The sequence below is a fragment of the Clostridioides sp. LIBA-7678 genome, from assembly GCF_056716065.1.
Genome location: NZ_CP196987.1, coordinates 2172837 through 2191999, shown reverse-complemented (window position 1 = coordinate 2191999; position 19163 = coordinate 2172837). Strand labels below are relative to the sequence as shown.

The 19163-nt window shown below is 24.7% G+C and carries 17 protein-coding genes, 1 riboswitch and 1 other annotated feature; of the genes, 11 read left to right on the top strand and 6 right to left on the bottom strand.

Annotation, left to right across the window (positions count from 1 at the left end; genetic code table 11):
• Positions 1–111: 111 nt before the first annotated feature.
• The 4 genes from ACTG46_RS10580 (at position 112) to ACTG46_RS10565 (ending at position 2326) form a co-directional block, all read left to right on the top strand.
• On the top strand, positions 112–411 hold the full coding sequence (locus ACTG46_RS10580) for an autorepressor SdpR family transcription factor (RefSeq protein ID WP_479916814.1): 300 nt from the start codon (positions 112–114) through the stop codon (positions 409–411).
• Entirely contained in the window at positions 392–1033 is a 642-nt protein-coding gene (locus ACTG46_RS10575) for an SdpI family protein (protein WP_407811702.1), read from the top strand. Before ACTG46_RS10580 ends, ACTG46_RS10575 begins: the two co-directional genes overlap by 20 nt.
• 260 nt (positions 1034–1293) lie before the next feature.
• Positions 1294–1626: a carboxymuconolactone decarboxylase family protein gene (locus ACTG46_RS10570; protein WP_479922752.1), complete on the top strand. Its 333-nt coding sequence runs from the start codon at positions 1294–1296 to the stop codon at positions 1624–1626.
• Between the two features lie 535 nt (positions 1627–2161).
• Positions 2162–2326, top strand: coding sequence for a hypothetical protein (locus ACTG46_RS10565; protein ID WP_054270419.1), 165 nt, complete (start codon positions 2162–2164; stop codon positions 2324–2326).
• Between the two features lie 409 nt (positions 2327–2735).
• Here the strand turns inward: ACTG46_RS10565 and ACTG46_RS10560 are convergent, their stop codons facing one another.
• The 3 genes from ACTG46_RS10560 to ACTG46_RS10550 all read right to left on the bottom strand — a co-directional run bounded on the left by ACTG46_RS10560 (position 2736) and on the right by ACTG46_RS10550 (position 6785).
• Positions 2736–3581 (bottom strand): NTF2-like N-terminal transpeptidase domain-containing protein, encoded by an 846-nt coding sequence (locus tag ACTG46_RS10560; RefSeq protein ID WP_479922751.1) that lies wholly within the window; start codon positions 3579–3581, stop codon positions 2736–2738.
• A gap of 101 nt (positions 3582–3682) precedes the next feature.
• Positions 3683–4444 carry an ABC transporter ATP-binding protein gene (locus ACTG46_RS10555; protein WP_219673973.1) on the bottom strand — a complete coding sequence of 254 codons (762 nt, stop codon included), beginning with the start codon at positions 4442–4444 and terminating at the stop codon, positions 3683–3685.
• A 10-nt stretch (positions 4445–4454) separates the two neighbouring features.
• Positions 4455–6785, bottom strand: a complete 2331-nt coding sequence (locus ACTG46_RS10550; protein WP_479922750.1) for an ABC transporter permease — start codon at positions 6783–6785, stop codon at positions 4455–4457.
• A gap of 512 nt (positions 6786–7297) precedes the next feature.
• A riboswitch (cyclic di-GMP riboswitch) is annotated at positions 7298–7391 on the top strand.
• A gap of 84 nt (positions 7392–7475) precedes the next feature.
• Here ACTG46_RS10550 and ACTG46_RS10545 point away from each other — a divergent pair.
• From ACTG46_RS10545 to ACTG46_RS10515, 7 genes are all read left to right on the top strand, one after another.
• Positions 7476–7964 carry an SH3 domain-containing protein gene (locus ACTG46_RS10545; RefSeq protein ID WP_054270415.1) on the top strand — a complete coding sequence of 163 codons (489 nt, stop codon included), beginning with the start codon at positions 7476–7478 and terminating at the stop codon, positions 7962–7964.
• Between the two features lie 351 nt (positions 7965–8315).
• On the top strand, positions 8316–8714 hold the full coding sequence (locus tag ACTG46_RS10540; RefSeq protein ID WP_223195916.1) for a hypothetical protein: 399 nt from the start codon (positions 8316–8318) through the stop codon (positions 8712–8714).
• 248 nt (positions 8715–8962) lie between these two features.
• The gene (locus tag ACTG46_RS10535) at positions 8963–9565 is read left to right on the top strand and encodes a TetR/AcrR family transcriptional regulator (protein ID WP_054270413.1); all 603 of its coding nucleotides are present in this window, start codon (positions 8963–8965) and stop codon (positions 9563–9565) included.
• A gap of 112 nt (positions 9566–9677) precedes the next feature.
• Positions 9678–9941: a binding site (T-box leader), on the top strand.
• Between the two features lie 149 nt (positions 9942–10090).
• Complete coding sequence (locus ACTG46_RS10530) at positions 10091–10642, top strand: tryptophan transporter (protein WP_054270412.1); 552 nt, start codon at positions 10091–10093, stop codon at positions 10640–10642.
• 848 nt (positions 10643–11490) lie between these two features.
• Positions 11491–12930 (top strand): cell wall-binding repeat-containing protein, encoded by a 1440-nt coding sequence (locus ACTG46_RS10525; protein WP_054270411.1) that lies wholly within the window; start codon positions 11491–11493, stop codon positions 12928–12930.
• Positions 12931–13146: 216 nt separating this feature from the next.
• Entirely contained in the window at positions 13147–14583 is a 1437-nt protein-coding gene (miaB, locus tag ACTG46_RS10520) for a tRNA (N6-isopentenyl adenosine(37)-C2)-methylthiotransferase MiaB (RefSeq protein WP_479922749.1), read from the top strand.
• Positions 14584–14918: 335 nt separating this feature from the next.
• Positions 14919–16547 (top strand): IS1182 family transposase, encoded by a 1629-nt coding sequence (locus ACTG46_RS10515; RefSeq protein ID WP_167641160.1) that lies wholly within the window; start codon positions 14919–14921, stop codon positions 16545–16547.
• 189 nt (positions 16548–16736) lie between these two features.
• Here ACTG46_RS10515 and ACTG46_RS10510 read toward each other — a convergent pair whose 3' ends face one another.
• From ACTG46_RS10510 to ACTG46_RS10500, 3 genes are all read right to left on the bottom strand, one after another.
• The gene (locus ACTG46_RS10510; RefSeq protein ID WP_479922748.1) at positions 16737–17075 is read right to left on the bottom strand and encodes a DUF3784 domain-containing protein; all 339 of its coding nucleotides are present in this window, start codon (positions 17073–17075) and stop codon (positions 16737–16739) included.
• A gap of 283 nt (positions 17076–17358) precedes the next feature.
• The gene (locus ACTG46_RS10505) at positions 17359–17970 is read right to left on the bottom strand and encodes an NUDIX hydrolase (RefSeq protein ID WP_021384775.1); all 612 of its coding nucleotides are present in this window, start codon (positions 17968–17970) and stop codon (positions 17359–17361) included.
• A 229-nt stretch (positions 17971–18199) separates the two neighbouring features.
• Complete coding sequence (locus ACTG46_RS10500; RefSeq protein WP_479922747.1) at positions 18200–19120, bottom strand: PhzF family isomerase; 921 nt, start codon at positions 19118–19120, stop codon at positions 18200–18202.
• Positions 19121–19163: the final 43 nt, after the last annotated feature.

Sequence of the window (19163 nt, the reverse complement as noted above, 5' to 3'; positions counted from 1 at the left end):
ACTTTATTTGATAATTTAAAATAAGTATTTAGAAAAAATTCTAAATAGATATTGAAATATAATAATACCTATGCTATATTCTAATTAGATGAAATTCTAAATAGAGAGGTGATGGTGTTGGGTTTTCCAGAAACGTTTAAAGCTCTTTCAGACCCTGTAAGAAGAGAAATATTACTTATGTTAAGGGGGAATAAAATGTCAGCAGGAGAAATTAGTGAAAAATTTAATATGACAAATGCCACAATTTCTTATCATCTATCTCAATTAAAAAAGGCAGGACTCATATTTGAGACAAAGTATAAAAATTTTATTTTCTATGAAATAAACATTTCGGTTTTTGAAGAGGTTATGCTTTGGTTTTCACAATTTATGGAGAAGGGAGAAAAAGATAATGAAAAAAGCGATAAATAAACAATTTATTTTATCTACATTAATATGTTTTATACCATTTATTGTATCAATATATTTTTACAATAGACTACCAAATGAAGTTGCAATTCATTTTGATACTTATGGAAATCCAGATAATTATGCTCCAAAATTTATAGCAGCTTTTGGGGTACCATTACTAATGCTATGTGTTCATTTGTATACATGGTTTAGACTTGAAAATGAACCTAAAAAGGCTAATTTTTCAAATGTCATGCAAAATTTATCAAAATGGGGAGTCGCTATACTTGCAGTCATCTTACAAATAATGATGGTTTTGTATTCAACAGGAATTAGTTTGGAGTTTAATTTTTATACAGGGTTGATTTTGGGGATAGTAGTTATTTTATTTGGAAATTATCTGCCTAAATGTAAGAAAAATTATTCTATGGGAATAATTTCACCATGGACTCTTAATGATGAAGACAATTGGAATAAGACACATCGTTTAGCTGGATGGATTTGGATTATTGGTGGGATATTGTTAATTATTAATGCTTTTATTAACATACCTTTTTATAATATGTTTGTAATTTTTGTAATTGTAATACTACCATTTATATATTCTTATTTGATATACAGAGTTTCAATGAAAAATAACTAATACAATCAATAATCATCATAATATTTAAATGAATGCAATACTTTTCAGAGCTAAAATATATAATTTAAAATGTACTAAGATGTTTGTTTTAGCTCTGAAAAAATATTATTTAATGAAATTAATATGGTATATTGAAAATTTTAAGAACTTATATTAATTAATCTATTGAATATGATTTAAAAATTTGCATTTAATGTTGAAAGTATAAGTATAGTGTGTTACTATTATAAAAAATTATTTATAAATATAGGAGGTAGAACATGAATACTAAAGAAATGAAGGAATATAGAAAGTTTTACAATAAAAAATTAAGTGATACAGATGAATTTTTCAGAGTATTTGGAAGTCTTGATGATAAGGCTTATTCAGAAGGAGCTATAAGCAAAAAAAATAAAGAATTAATGGGATTAGCTATTTCTATTTTGAGTAGATGTGATGAATGTATTTGTTATCATATTGAGGGTTGTATTAATTCTGGTGCGAGTAATGATGAAATTATAGAAGCAATAAAAATAGGTGTAATTGGTGGTGGGTCTATTACATATCCAAACGCAAGATTCGCAATAAAGGTTCTAGAAGAGTTTAATGTATAATTTTAGTATCAATAATTTATTTATATTAGTAGCATTTAGTTGTTTAAAATTGTGCTAAATTTTATTCTTATAATTATATATTTTTATTGATTTTTTATAATTGTATACAAAAAGTTAAAAATGATTTTAAAATTTAGAGTATTTTTTTATTACAGATTATATTGAGAATTGTATAGTGTTGCTATTAAATATACTATACTTTTTATTGTTTTAAATAAATTGAATATTGGGATAATTATATTTACATATTTATGTTTCATATAGTAATATATTTTTTATAAGTCATATAAGTTTTAATAAAAAGTTTTTGAAAGTACAATAAATAAAATTTTGTTCATTGTATTTTATTATCAAATTTACTACAAATTAAATTGTCTATTTTTATTTATAGAGTAGAATAAACTGTTTTTGTTAGGAATTTTGAAAATAGAATCAGACTGAAAAAATAAAGGAACTAATTTGTCTAACGTTTATTGGTGAAAAATAAATATATAGAAGTTATAATAAGTATATAAAAGTGTATGAGAGGTGTTATATGTTTGGTAAACAAAAAGAAAGTGTTAGATTTCTAGATTTTAATGATGTAGCAGAAAAATTTGGAGAGAAAAAGGCTGTTGCAATTTTTGATGCTATAGCTGGAAAAAAATCTAAAGAACATATTATCAAAGATATAGAAAAATTAGTAAAAAATGAAGTTTAGACATTTATAAGGTATATTGAGCTTGAGGGTAGCTCTTTATACCTTCTTTTTTATTATTTGAGGTATTCTAATGTTTAATTTATTATAGAGATAATGTATTTAAATGCTTTTATATACATAACATAGAGCATTTAATAAACAGTGTTTAGATTTAGATGTGTGAATTTAGTTAATATCTTATTAAATAATATAATTGAAAATTTATTAAGATTTTTAGTTTGAATTTCTATAACTAAGTTTTAGCAATTTCATTTTCTATTTAAATAAAAAACTTATTGTTATAGATTAATATTTATATAGCAATAAGTCTTTGTAGTTTAAAATTGTAATTAATTTTAAAGAAATTATGCTTTAACCGTAAACAATATATAGAAATACTTTATATAGCATATAACTAAAAATTAAATACTTATTGTAGTTTATTTTTTAGTGTATCGAGATTGAGTTTAGGATCTTTATTATCTTTATTAAAGTATAACGCTTTATTTAAATATTGTTGAGCTTCATCAAATTTTTTATGAAACATGAGTATAACACCTTTTAAGTTATATACATTGCTTGCATTTTTTTTATAGTCAGCGTCCTTTTTATCTAGATACTTTAAAGATTTATTAATTGAATTCAAAGCATTGTATGTTGCATCTGGATAATCAGGATATCCATCGAAACGCATATAATTACAAGCTTGTGCATAATAAAGGTCTGAATCAGTAGGATTAATAGTAATAGCTTTTTTTAGTATGACTTCGACTTCTTTAAAGATTTTCAGCCCATGATCATCAAGTTTAAGTTGAGCAAAATCCATACTATTAATTCCAAATTCTTTTTTAAAATCTTCATATAACAAGAGTTTATACTTATTATTTTCAACTACAAAATATCTATTTACCTTTAAAGATTCATCTTTTTTATAAAGAAGATTTTTTATATTAAAAGTTTCTTCTAATTTAACAACATTTTTATACTCTTTTCCACCATAGTTATATGTTTTTATAGTTTTTTCTTTACCTATTTTATAGTTAATTATTCTTTTTGTTTCAATTAAAATATCTTGAAATTCTTCAAGATTTTCTATACTAATTTTTTTCTTGCTATCTTTACTTAATAAACTATATGCTGTTTCATAGTCACCAGAGTTCACTCTATCAATATATTGTTTTGCTACTTCACTAGCACTTTCTTTTGGGGAACATCCTACTACTGATATTACAATTGATAATGTTAAGAGTAAAGTTATGCCTTTAGTAATATTCATAATGCAATCACCTATAATTAAATTTTATTAATTATATTTTAGCATCAAACATTGAATAAGTCATTAGCTTTAAAGTACATAAAGTGAATAGTTTAGTAAAATTAAAAACCTAACTCTGATAGCCAACTCATCAGTTTATTTTCTCGGTATTTTGAATCATTATTATTAAATTTACCTAATTTAATTTCCCCAACAATCATACCATCAGACATAAATAGTACTCGTTCTGTTTTTATTGCTACTTTTACATCATGAGTTACAAGCATAATAGCTGTACCTAATTGATTAATATCTATAAGAATATCCATTATTTCATTTGTTAACTTGGAGTTAAGTGCACCTGTGGGCTCATCTCCAAATAAAATTTTCGGATTATTAATTAAAGCACGACATATAGAAGCTCTTTGAAGTTGACCTCCAGAGACTTGAGTAATATCTTTATCTTTTATTTCTAGAATGTTCATTTTTTCCATAAGTTTTGTTGCTTGTTCATTGATTATTTGACGATTTTTTTCTTTACTTAAGTAAGCAGAAATAATTATGTTATCAAATATATTTAAATTTTTAAGTAAATTACTTTGTTGAAATATAAATCCCATATTTTTTAATCGAAGTTTTGATAATGCTTCTTCTGACAGATTAGAAATCATTTCACCCGAAAATTTGACTGTACCAGAAGTTAATTTATCCATTCCACTTATGTTATGTAGTAGTGTTGATTTACCAGAGCCAGAAGAACCCATAATAGATATAAATTCACCATGTTGAATTGACAAATCTATTCCTTTCAAAACTTGTTGTACATTTCCTTTACCAATAGTATACTCTTTAATAATTTTTTTAGCTTCTATAATATTATTCATAACATACCCCTTATTCTATAATAGACATAATTTTTATTTTATTAATTGCTCTACTAATTACTATAATTGTAGTTAATACTGTGAGAATTAAAACTGATGGATAAAGCACATATACAATTAATGGATTTATTACAAACTGGAGATTTGAGATACCAGAAAGTAGTAATCCAGATATTTTTTGTCCAAGTGTATTTGCCATAATGACTCCTAAAACAGTTCCAATCATAAGTATCAATAAAGCTCTAGTAATGTATTGAATGCGTATATCTTTAGTAGAAAATCCTAAGCTAAACATAATTGCTGTTTGTGGCGTATCCTTAGCAATGAGCATTTTAAAGAACATCGCAGTAATTAGTGAAGAAATTGCAATAGATATAACAACAGCTAATTTTATAACAAGTCTTAATTGGCTGATAACAGAACCTAATGTTTGACTTGTATAATTATTCATAGCAGTAATCTTAGCAGGGTAATAATTTATGCTGTACTGCTTTAATTTATCTGCTACATTGACACCAGGCTTTAAATTCAAATTTACAATATGCCATAGTATATTATCTTCACTAGATGGTAGCATAGCTTTTGCAGTCTTACCACCATAGGTAATGTCTTGATATATTCCACTAACAGTTAAAATCAACTCTTTATCTTTTAAGAAAATTGATAAATTATCTCCAATGCTTTTTTCTAGTTCATTTGCATTTATGACAGACAATGCAATTTCATTTTCTTTCATTGGTGCAGAACCTTTTACATATGTCAGTGGGAAAGTTTTAAAGTTTCCATTTTCTATTTTAATATTTTCTATCTTGCCATCTTTATTTCTTATTTTATATGAACTTGTTGTAAAGGATTCATACTTTTTAACATCATTGTCAACATTAATTTTTTCTAGTATAGAATTAAAAAGATGCTTAGTTTGTTTTGTTTGAGGCAAATCAATACGAATATCACTCTTGCCAGCACCCATATAAGTGATAAATTCAGGTGATTTAATAGTATTTAAAAAATTAGTTGGTACAGTCATAATAAAAATACAAATCGTATATACAAAACAAAGCAATCCATAGACTGTAATTTTTTTAAACACTTCGTTTAATCCTAAAAGTATGTTAGTATTTGTTATTTTATTTTTGTGTATTTGAAAACTGAATCCATATTTTACAGAGTTAGTAGAACGGTTACCTCTTAATGCATTAATTACTGATATTTTTTTGAATTTTTTAAGTATAACTTTACAAAAGAATACAACACTTAAAAATACAAGAACTGAACCTATAAATGGAACGAGAATACTAAAAATGGTTTTGTCTATGGCTCCCATATAAATGTAAATATTTTTTGTAAAAAGAGGGCCTATAAATAATGAGAGTATGTAACCAAGAAAACTTGCAAAAGATGCAATTAACAAGTATTTTATTAAATATAAGTTTTGGATGTTACCATTTTTAATACCAATGGCCTTCATAACACCAATTTCTCGATAATCTTCTTCAATCGTTGTAATTAAAGTAAATCGTAAACATAAAATAGAAATTGTAATAAGAAGAATACTAATTAAGATGATAATAGTAATTACAATCCCATCAGACAAAGAATTTAGTAATTTGTAAATAGAATAAGTCACTGATGTACCTGTTTGAGGGAGCTTAGTTGATTGATATAACGTTTCAAACTCACTAATTTTATTTATATCATCTAATATAAATTCAATTAAATATTCGCTTTCTCCTATATTAGATTTTAACGTGTTCCAATCATTGTCACTGATTAAAAAACGCTTTGAAGTAACAAGTGAAGGGTTCATTTGTGAGTCACGTATAAAATCTTTTATTGTAAATTCCATAAAGAAATTACCATTAATAATTTTTATAGTATCTCCAATTTTCAAATTGGATTGTTTCATATAATATACAGGGACACCTATTTCTCCATCTTTTATTTGCATTATTTGATTGTCCATATCTAATAAAAAATCAAATTTATCGTTTTGTTTTGTAAAACTATTTTCTAGTACACTATTAGCTTGATTTTCTACTTTATTTCCTAGAAAAATATTAGCTCCATTTATATTTAGAAGTTCAGAAGTTTGCTGTTTTTTTATATATGGAGTTTTAGATGAGAACTTATCAATTTCTTTTTGTTGTAATTTCCCAGAATACATTTGGACATAATGTGGTGTATGAGATTTTTGAAACAAGGAAGTCATTGAATTAGTTAGCTCTATAATGATATTTATTGAACTAGATACTAGCATTGATGCAAGTAAAATAAAAATAAATAGAGTAATTGTTACTACTTTATTTCGTGTTAAATCTTTTAATAATATTCTTTTTAGCATAAATAATCCTCATTTCTTAAAAATTTTGTATTAAATATTTTAGAATTTTTTTAGTAGCTATATAAACATAAATATCAAACTGACCGTCGGTCTATAATGATAATATTATAATATCATTAGTTTGTCAAGTCATTTAAAAAGTAAAATATATACATCTTATGATAAAGTGCGTAGAGAGGATTTAGCATAGATAGAGTAGTAAAAATTTTAAAAAGAGAATAATTAATACAAATTATTTTTAGGTTTTTATTAATCATTAATTTTTTATATTAATTAAGGATGTAAAAAATTATCGATTATTTTTATATATTAATATTTATTGAAAAAGATTTGTTAAAAGTAGTGATATCATATATAAATTACTATTTTTTAGATGAATTATGAAGAAGAATAATTAAATTAATAAATATAAAGATATTTTTTGGTTATTATTAATTAAAAATTTAATTTATATTTAATTAATATAAAATTTGATGTAATATTATTTTTAAATTGTTTAAATTATGTTATTATTCAGATATAGGCAATATTAGATAAATCTAATGACGCAAAGCTATAGGGACTAAAATCTTTATATAATAAAGGTCATGTCAGCCAGTTGCCAAAAAGATAATAATTCTTTTTGTTGAAAGTATTTTTTAAAGTTATATATTTTTAATAACTTAATATTTGGCAAGAGGAGGGCTTAAGATGATATCTGAATTAATGTTGAAAAGTTTTGGCGAATCTAGCATCAATTTTAAGACTAAAATTAAATTAAATTTAAGAGAAAGACCAGACATAAATAGTATGAAGTTGAAAAGTATACCAGAAGGTAAAATTGTTAAGTTAAAATGTGTCGATGGAATATGGGCAGAGGTTGAAAGTAATTATGACAAAGGTTGGTTACTTTATAAATATTTAGAAAAATTAAGTAATGCTAAAAGCAATAGTAATGGTATAGTAAAAAATAGAAAAAAGAATTATGTAGGAAATATAAGAACGAATGGCTTAAGTCTAGAACTTAGAAATGATAGAACATTAGACTCTAGAATTATAACTACAATTCCTGATGGTTTTAAAGTTGAAGTATGTTATAGTGTTGGCAAATGGGCAAGGGTTAATATTGATAGAAATGGAAAAAAATATTCTGGATATGTATATAGTCAATATATAGAAGAATGTTTAAGTTTATCATAATTGGATACTAGTAAGCTTTAAATATACTAATAAATTTCAGAAAAAGAATCCTATTCATAGGATTCTTTTTCTTTTGTAAAAAAACTTATTATAATATTAAATATAATAAATTAACTAGGTCATTTTAATTGTAAATCGAAGATTTAATTGAAAATAGATTTAACTTATGATTTGTATTTTAGGTGCCATAAATTGATATTGATTTAGAAAATTTTAATAAAAAAGAAAGTTGATAGGATAAAAATAATATTAAAGATAAGAAAAGATATAAGAAATTTGAAAAATTTTGTAATTTTTAGTTTTATATATATTATAATAAACTAGATATAAGATTTTTATGAGGGGGAAAATATGAAAAAAAAGAAAACATTGATTGGAATAGCTATATCTTTTTTGCTTATAATTAGCACTATAAATCCATTGCAAGTTGAGGCTGAAGCTATTATTGATTCTAGTGTATACATTTCTTCAGCACAAGAAAATTATAAATCTAATAATACTAGATTTAAAACTATTAAATCTAAAAGTAAGCATAAACGTAGTAAATCTAGAAAAAGTAGAGTTAATTTGAAGAAAAGAACTATAAGAACTAAAAATTATGGACATAGAAATTTAGATAAACATAAAAGTCAAAGCATAGGAAGATATAATATTCTTTCAAAATTGATACTTTCAGTAATAGTTGTATTTATTGTTATAGCTTTAATTGGGATAATATTTATTAGAAGAAAGAAGAAGAAATTTTATTAAATACAAGAATAAAAATTACATAGTTGTATTATATGATTTTATTGTATTATATACAATATTGCTTTTCATCTTATTTTAAGTTTTTTTATGAATAACTATTTTATAGTTTAGTTGGAATTATATTGTTATGATTTTGTTCTTCATTAGATAGTAATTTAAAGAATAGCGTTTTGCTAATTATTGATGTTTATTTTATAGCATGATATAATTTAAGCAGAATGATATTCTGTTTAAAAGGAGATACAAAAATGGCACGAAAACGAATATTAAATGGTGGTAAACGAGATGAACTTATTGGGAATGCACTTAATTTGTTTTTAGAATATGGGTATGAAAATACTTCTATAAGAATGATTTTAGATAGTGTTGGTGGTGAAGTTGGTATGTTTTATCACTATTTTAAATCAAAAGATGAAATATTCAATGAAGTTATAAAATTATTTCTAGCTCAGTATGAAAAAAGTTTTTCTGATGTTTTGTATGATGATTGTATACCAAATAATCTTAAAATTGATGTGGTATTTGAGTTATTACAAAAAACTCTTTTAAAGTATAAGACATTTAAATTAGGTAAATTTCATTGGAGTATGCAAATTGCACTCAATCAATTAACTTTAAAAAGTTTAGTTCCTCATATAGCAAAATATATAAACTATATGCGTGATAAAGGTGAGATTGGGAGTTGTGCAATTGAAACGGATTTAGAGCTTGCAAATGCTGTTCTTTATTCATCATTTGCAATATTACATCAAGACTCACTAACTGAATTAACAGAGAAAGAATTAGAGCAAAAAAAACAGATTATCAAAGGAATTATTCACAGGATTTTGGATATAAAAAGAAATACATAATCTTATTTTACTATTTTTTAGGAAAAATATATTTTGAAATTTATAAAAACATATTGACATTTTTTAGAAAAAATAATATTATTATTTCAACGACAAAATTTAATAAAGTAAATTAAATCCTATGAAAAGGAAGAGTAGTTAAATTTAGGTTCATTATAGAGAGCTGAGGATGGTGGAATCTTAGCAAGAAAAAATTTAATGAATGGCCCTTAGAGGAGTAAATTGAAATCATAGTTTTGAGAGTAGACTTTATCGTCAGTCGCACGTTATAGCGAATAAGGTATGTAAGTACCTGATAATGAGATATATAAAAATTAAATTTTGTATTAGTTTTTATATAATTTAGGTGGCAACGCGGATAATCTCCGTCCTATTAGTTTAGGACGGAGTTTTTTATTTTACTGAAAAATTTAAATATAGAAGGTGGTGAAAAAGATGTTATGAATTTCCAGCGTTAAAGATGATGATATAATAAATTGGCAAAAAAATAAATTGAAAATTAAAAAAATAGGAGGAAATACAAAAATGAAAACAAATACAAAAAAATTAACTTTAAATGCAATACTTTTAGCGATGGGATTATTGATACATCAAATTACACCAGCTATAGGACTACCAATGAAACCAGATATACCACTAGCAATGTTATTTGTAATATTAGTTTTAAATAGAGATGATTATAAAACTTGTTTAATAGCAGGTATAGTAACAGGAATATTTACAGCTCTTACATCAAGTTTTCCAGGAGGTCAAATTCCTAATGTAATAGATAAAACTCTTACAGCAAATGTAGTATTTTTATTAATGAACATTAGTTATAAAATGCCTTTTATAAAAAGATTAGCTAAAAAGGCGCAAGATACTATAGTAGTTACAATCATAATGCCAATAGGAACACTTGTAAGTGGAACAATTTTCTTATTAGCAGCTCAAGCTATAGTTGGTCTTCCAGGTGCTTCATTTACAGCTTTATTTTTAGCAGTAGTATTACCAGCTGTTTTAATAAATTTAGTTGCAGGACTATTTTTATTCAAGATTGTTAGCCTATCAATAAGAAGAGTTAGTTATCAAGCTTAAATATGAAATAATACTTTACTTTATAAACTATTATAATAATCAAGCAATATAAGAATAGAGTAGTTATATCTACTCTATTCTTATATTATTTAAAGATTTAGCATTATATTTTTTTGTTTTTAATAAAATATTTATATAATAGTAATATATCTTCAACCTAACAGATAAATTATCATACCTATGTTAATCTTCTTATATGTATCTCATTTGTAGTTATTAAATATAAAATTTATTTTAATTTGTTTTTTCAAGATAAATTTGTATATTAATCTTCTCTGATTTATCAGCTATTTAAATATACTAAAATTTCTACTTAATTTAATCTGTATATATTTCCATTTATAAATTTCTAAAAAATATAATAAAAGCATATTTTTTGTGAAAAACTTATTTAAATTTGATTAGGAAAAAAATATATAGTTCGTAATATAAAATGAAATTTAGTTAAAACTTATAAAACTATACCTGTAAAATATGTTTTTAATATAAAATAGAAAATTCTAAATTTAAATAATACTTTAGCCAAATAAAATATGTGTAACTATAATAGAAATAGAATATTTTGAGAAATATATCTATATACTTAAAAAAGAAAAATAAATCTATTAAAATAACATAATAAAAAAAATATTAAGAATAAAAATAAAATTATAAGTATTTATATAAATCTAGTTGATTTTTAATATAAATGTAAATACAATTATATTTATATGAATAATTGCATTGGTGATTATTAGTAATACAATCTAATGTAGTTTACGATTTTACATAAGTTTGTTAAGTACATAACCTAATTAAGAGAATGTATTCATATATTAAAAATTTATTATGAGGGGGATAATTTTATTATGAAATTCTGTAAAAGAATGTTAACATTGACTTTGAGTATTTCTTTTGCATTTGCAAATATTCAACTAGTAAATGCAATATCATCTGTAGAGAAGATACAAGGAAATAATAAGTATGAAATTGCAGGTAATGTAGCAGATGAAAATGCATATAAGACTGCTATACTAATTAATACTAATAATTCTATAGCAGATGGTCTAAGTGCAAGTGGATTAGCAGGAGCTTTAAATGCACCTATATTATTAACTGAAAAAAATACTATACCAACTGAGACATCTGCAAGATTAAAAAATGTATCAAAAGTTTATATAATTGGAGGAACATATTCTATAAGTACAGCTGTAGAAAATTCATTAAAAGCTAAAAATATAAAAGTTGTAAGAATTCAGGGAAGTGACAGAATAAAAACAAGTTATAATGTTGCAAAAGAAATAAACTCAATAAAAAAAGTTGACACTGTAATGTTAACAAATGCATATAAAGGAGAAGCTGATGCTATAAGTATTGCATCTGTAGCTGCAAGAGATAGTACACCAATAATTCTTACTAATGGGCGAAGTATACCTTTTTCAACGAGTGGCTTAAAATCTTATGTAATAGGTGGAACATCTTCAATGAGTACTACTTTAGTAAACAAGACTAAATCTACTAGATTGGGAGGAAGTACTCGTTTTGAAACTAATAAAGCAATAATAGATAAATTTTACAAAGATGCTAAAGATTTTTATATAGCTGGAGCATATGAATTAACAAATGCTCTTGTAGGTTCATCTTTATCAAAAAATAGTCCAATGGTATTAGTTGATAATGGCAGTAATAAAAGCGTCTTAAAGAATGCTAAAAAGATAACTTCTATAGGGTATATAAATTCAACTATAATTCAACAATGTCTAAATGTAACAAATGGACTTGGAGATATTAATACTGGAATTATAAAAGATGATGCTAAGCCAACTACAAAGACTATAAAAGCTGGTATGTATAAGGTTGGAAAAGATATATCAGCAGGGGAATACTTAATAACTTCAAATTCAGGAAGTTATGCTTCTTATTATGAAGTTACAAGTGATAGTACAGGAAATGCTGATAGTATACTTTCAAATGATATTTTTAGTGGAACTAGATACATAACTTTAGAGAATGGGCAGTATATTAAAATTGAGGATTCAACAATGATATTAGCCAAGTATGCTAAAGTTCAAAAGGCCAAGAATGGTAAGTTTGGAAATGGTATGTACAAAATTGGACTAGAAATTCCTGCTGGAGAATATACTATAGTTTCAAATTCTTCTGATGCATATTATGAAGTTAGAGATGATAGCTTGGGTGATGTGGATGGAATAGTTACTAATGATGTTTTCTCAGGAAACAGATATATAACAGTTGAGGAAGGACAATATTTAATACTAAATAATTGTTATTTGATTGAGAATAAATAGGTTTAATTATAATTCAGTAGGAAATAGGTCATTTTAATATAAGAAAGATGTTTTAAATTAAAATTTAAAACATCTTTTTTTATTTTTTAGCAATATACTATATCTAAATTATTATCAAAACACACATATAAAAATAATAATATCTTTAAAAGATTTTTCTTATTTGATATAATTAAGGTTATGTGTAATATAAGAAATTAACTAGGAGGAATAGAAGTGAGCAAAAGAAAACAAGTAACAATACCTATAGAGAAAATACAAGAACAAGATAAATATATAGAACAAATACACAGACAAAATGAAGAATACTTCAACAGAACTGGAAAGAGAAAACTCGTGTTTACTCAAACCTTTGGATGCCAAATGAATGAACATGATTCAGAAAAATTATGTTCAATGCTAGAAGAAATGGGATACAAAATGTCAATGATGGTTGAAGAAAGTGATTTAATAATATATAACACATGTGCAGTTAGAGAAAATGCAGAACTAAAAGTATATGGCAACTTAGGACAATTAAAGCATTTAAAAGGAAAAAATCCAAATATGAAAATAGCTGTATGTGGGTGTATGATGCAACAACCACATGTTGTAGAAGAACTAAGAAAAAAATACAAACATGTAGACCTTATATTTGGAACACATAATCTATATAAATTTCCACAATTACTTACAGAGTCAATGGATTCTGACAAAATGTTGGTAGATGTTTGGGATGTAGATGGAGAGGTAATAGAAGGGCTTAGAAGTAATAGAAAATTTGAATTAAAAGCATTTGTAAATATAATGTATGGATGCAATAATTTCTGCACATACTGTATAGTTCCATATACAAGAGGCAGAGAAAGAAGTAGAACACCTGAAGATATAACTGATGAGATAAAAGAACTTGTAGCAAATGGAACAAAAGAAATAACTTTACTTGGACAAAATGTTGACTCTTATGGTAAGACACTTGAAAATCCAGTTACATTTGCAGAACTTCTAAGAAAAGTAAATGATATAGAAGGAATTGAAAGGGTTAGATTTATGACATCTCATCCCAAAGATATATCTGATGAAGTAATATATGCAATTAGAGACTGTGATAAGGTATGTGAATTTTTACACTTACCAATACAATGTGGAAGTAGTAGTCTTTTGAAAAAAATGAATAGACATTATACAAAAGAATATTATTTAGAAATAATAAAAAAGGCTAAAAAAGAAGTACCAGACATTGCTTTTTCAACAGATTTAATGATAGGTTTTCCAGGAGAAACAGAAGAAGATTTATTAGATACTTTAGATGTAATTGAAAAAGTAAAATATGATTCAGCTTTTACGTTTATTTATTCCAAAAGACAGGGAACACCTGCTGCCAAAATGGAAAATCAAATACCAGAAGAAATAAAACATGAGAGATTTAATAGAGTGTTAGAAGCTGTAAATAGGATTTCAGCAGATATAAATAATGGATATAAAAATAGAATAGTTGAAGTTTTAGTTGAAGGAAGAAGTAAAAATAATGAAAATAAACTTGCTGGTAGAACTAGACAAAATAAACTTGTAAATTTCGAAGGCGGAAATGATGATTTAATTGGGAAATTAGTTATGGTTAGAATTACTGAACCTAGAACTTTTTCATTAAATGGAGTACTAATAAATGATTAATATTGTACAATATAATAAAATTATGTAAACTTATCGAAATAGATGTACTATAAAACAAAATATATCAAATTTTAAAAACATACATTACATATGTTATGTTAATTTCAGTTTTTATTATAAATAAATTTGATATAAAATGTAAATTGATAGTACATCTATTTTTATTTTATCAAGTTTTACCTAACTATATATTAATCTTTCCTTATTATATACTAATATATTATAGAATAAACATAAAAGGGGCTGTCGCACTATAAAATAGTGCTACGCCCTTTTTTGTATAAAAAAATAAATCCCAAGTTCAAAAGAGCTTGGGATTCCTGTATAATAATTGTATGCTAAAACAAAATACTATACAAACTGATTATACTACTTATGGTGATAATTATCAATTTAAGTTACCACTAAATATTGATTACATGATTCCAAAAGATGATTCTGTAAGGTTATTAAGTCAAATTATTGAGGAGATGAATTTAGAAAAATTATATAAGACTTATTCTCGAGTTAGAGTAAATAAAGTAACCCCTAGACAACTTTTGAAAATTATAATATATGCAAACATGAACTGTATTTATTCTTCAAGAGAAATAGAGAAAGCATGCAAAAGAGATATTAACTTTATGTATCTTCTAGGCGGAGCCTCACCTCCAGACCATTCAACAATTGCAAGATTCCGTAGTATTCATTTTTCACCAATAAGCAAAACTTTGATTGCACAGTTTACAAACTTTCTTGGAGATAGTAAGGAGATTTCAATGGACACTCTATTTATTGATGGCACAAAAATAGAGTCATCTGCAAATAGATATACTTTTGTTTGGAAAAAAGCTATAAATAAAAATATAGCTAAAATGATGAGTAATATATCTGACTTCATATTAAAATGTGAAACTGATTTTGGTATTAAAGTAATTTATAAAGATAAAATAAAAATCTACCATTTGAAGAAACTTTTAAAGAAACTAAAAAAAATATCAAAAGAATTAAATATAACATTTGTTCATGGAAAAGGAAAGAAAAAATCTATGGTTCAAAAATCTATAGAGCAATTAAATAATTATATTGATAGATTGAAAAAGTATACTAAAGACCTTCATATAATGGGTGAACGGAATAGTTATTCTAAAACAGATAATGACGCAACTTTCATGAGAATGAAAGAAGACCATATGAAAAATGGACAATTGAAACCAGCATATAATATACAATTTGGTGTAGATTCAGAATATATAGTTTGGGTAAGTTCAGGACATCAACCTACTGATACGACAACATTAATACCGTTTTTAAAATCGATTGAGGACTATGCAAAATTCAAATATCCTAAAATAGTTGCTGATTCTGGGTATGAAAGTGAGGAAAACTATACATTTTTAGAGTGTAATAATCAATTATCTTTCATAAAACCTGCAAATTATGAAATTAGTAAAACTAGAAAATATAAAAATAATATTGGACATATTGATAACATGGATTATGATGAAAAAAATGATTATTATATTTGTAAAAACAATAAAAAACTACTTGCTAATAAAATAATAAATAGAAAGTCAAAAACAGGTTATAAAAGCGAAATAACTTGTTACACTTGTGAAGAATGTCATGATTGTCAATATAAAAGTAGTTGCATTAAGAGAAGTAATAGTAAGATTTCTCTTGAAAATAGGACTAAAAACTTACAAGTATCTAAGTTGTTTCATGAAAAAAGGAAAGAAAACTTAAATAGAATTATGAGCCCGGAGGGGTGTGAACTTAGAGTGAATAGAAGTATACAAGCAGAAGGAGCTTTCGCTCAAGTAAAACAAAATATGAAATTTAGAAGATTTTTAAGCCGAGGTAAAGAAAATGTTCTATCAGAGTGTATTATTGTAGCGATAGCTCATAACATTTCTAGGCTACACAATAAAATAGTAAAAAATAAATGTGGAATATATCTTCATACTTTAAAAAAAGCATTCTAAATTTATTATTTATAATCAAATATTATCTGAAAAAATGGTATTTTTATACCTTATATTTGTCATGCATAATTTTACTTAGAAAATAAACTATATATAAAATAATTAAAAATATACCTATTAAGATAAGTAAAAAGAGCTCTCACAGAACAAATTTAATTTGCCCATGCGACAGCCCCAGCTTACTAAATATTATTTTTTACATTTCTTATTAGAATAATAGATATTGAAAAACACACTAGTGAGTATAACGATTATAAATATCACAGCAAATGGAAGCATTTCTTTTTCACCCATTTGTCCACTCTCTACTCTATAACCAAGAAATGCCATAATAAACAACATTATAGATACAATAAAAATAACAATGCTAGAACTTCTACATAATTTTTTTTTATCATATCTAGCTTTCTCTTTATCACTCATAGTATTATACCCTGCTAATAGCATACTTGCTTTTCCATTAAATAACAATATACTTAAAATGAAAAGGGCAATTGCGGATATAACAATAAATCCTACTGCAAACATTATAAGCACCTCCATATACTTTGATTTACAGTTTACTAACCTGTTATATTTTACCATAAAGATACATTAAAATCATTTATTTCATATCTTAACCTTATTAGATATATTATTATGCTATAATTTATCTATAGTATGATAATAACACTTAGTATTTACCTTGAAATTGTATTGGTAATTATGTAATAATAACTGAATAATAATTAAATAAAAAAATTATAAAACATAATTTCTTATATTTTTTAGAATTATTACATTTAAAATTTTGAATGTTCACTTACAAGTATTATTCTGATAAGAAGTTTAAAAAGTTTTCTAGTATTTTTGCTGTCATACCCCATATTACATAATCTTTATATTTATAGAATAGAATAGGGTAACTTCCACTTTCAAACTTGTAATCTTTTTGGTTTGGAATTGATCCATAGGGTAGATTTTCATCAGGAAAAACTTTTACAGTATTATTATAAGTATTTGGAGGATTTTCTAAAAGATATTTTATAGGCACCAAAAAAGTATGGTCAACTTCATCTTTATTTATATTTAAATTGTTAATGTTTTTTATATATCCTAAATAAGGATGTATTATAAATTTTACAGGTGTTATAAGTAGGTCTAGACTAGATATGATTTCTATATTGTCACTAAAAGTGCCTAGTTCTTCACAAGTTTCTCTGATAGCAGCATTATATGGAGTTTCATTGGATTCTATTTTGCCACCAGGAAAAGAAATCTCATTAGGTTGATGCTTTAAATTCTTTGAGCGAACTTCAAATAATATATGATGTATGTTATTTATTTCTACTATTGGAATTAAAACAGATGCTCTTTTCATATTTTTATATCCATTTATATATGGTTTGTAATCTTTGAACTTATTTTTAATATCGTTTATCATTTTTTCCTCCTAAAATAATATTATTAAAAATTATATAATTGAGTTTTGACAATAATATATAATTATGATTTATCTAATTTAAGATATAGTAACTATCTATATTATTATATAATATAATGATAAATATATATTAACAAATAATAAAAAAATTAATTTGTATATAAATTAGTTTGTTATTAAATTAGTATTAATTAGAATTAAAAAGTTCAAAATTTTACTTAGATGTATTCTATAATTCAATTTCTATGTTTGTTGAGAATGCAATTATAGCTTTTCCAATTATTTTTACTTCAACGGGCTTATTATCTGAAATAATTACTTTTACTAACATCTTTCCTTTGCGTTTTATTGCTTCTCCTTGAACTGCTTCAAATATAAACTGTGTGTTAGGTGTAGGTATTACTTTATAATGTACAATATACGCACCTAAAGGCCCATTAGCATTTCCTGTAACAGGGTCTTCTGAAATACCAATTGCAGGAGCAAACATCCTTCCATGAACCTGTAGCATTTCTTTATTATTTAATGTAAAAATATAATATCCATTACATTTTATTTCTTGACTTATTTTCGATAATTCATATAAATTTGGAGATAAATTATTTAATGTTGATAATCTCTTTATTCCAATCATAACCTTTGAATGTCCTGTAGATGCTATGGCAATAGGACAATCTGTATGAATATCTTCCTTTAAAATACCAAATGCATTAAGTAATCTTTCTTGATATGTTTGTTTTAATGGTGGAGATACTTCAATTTTTCCTTGTGTCATAATTATTTCATAATCATTATCTTTTTTTATAATATCAACTGGCAATATTCCAGCACCAGTTTTTTGAAATACTGTTGTGCTATTGAGTTGGTTTTCTACTGCTCTAGCATAATGGGCAGCAATAGTAGCATGACCACATATAGGAACCTCATTAGTTGGTGTAAAAAATCTGATATGTACATCATAATTTTCTTGATGATTTTTAATAAATTTATTGAAAATAAAAGCAGTTTCTGAATTATTTAATTCTCTTGCTATTTTTTGCATTTGTGATTCAGATAAGCCATCAGCATTTGTAATTACACTAGCTGGATTACCTGTAAATTTTTCTTTTGTAAATGAGTCAACTTGATAAAGACGAAATGTTTTATTCATATTATATAATCCTTTCTAAATATTAGAGTAGTTTGTGTACATA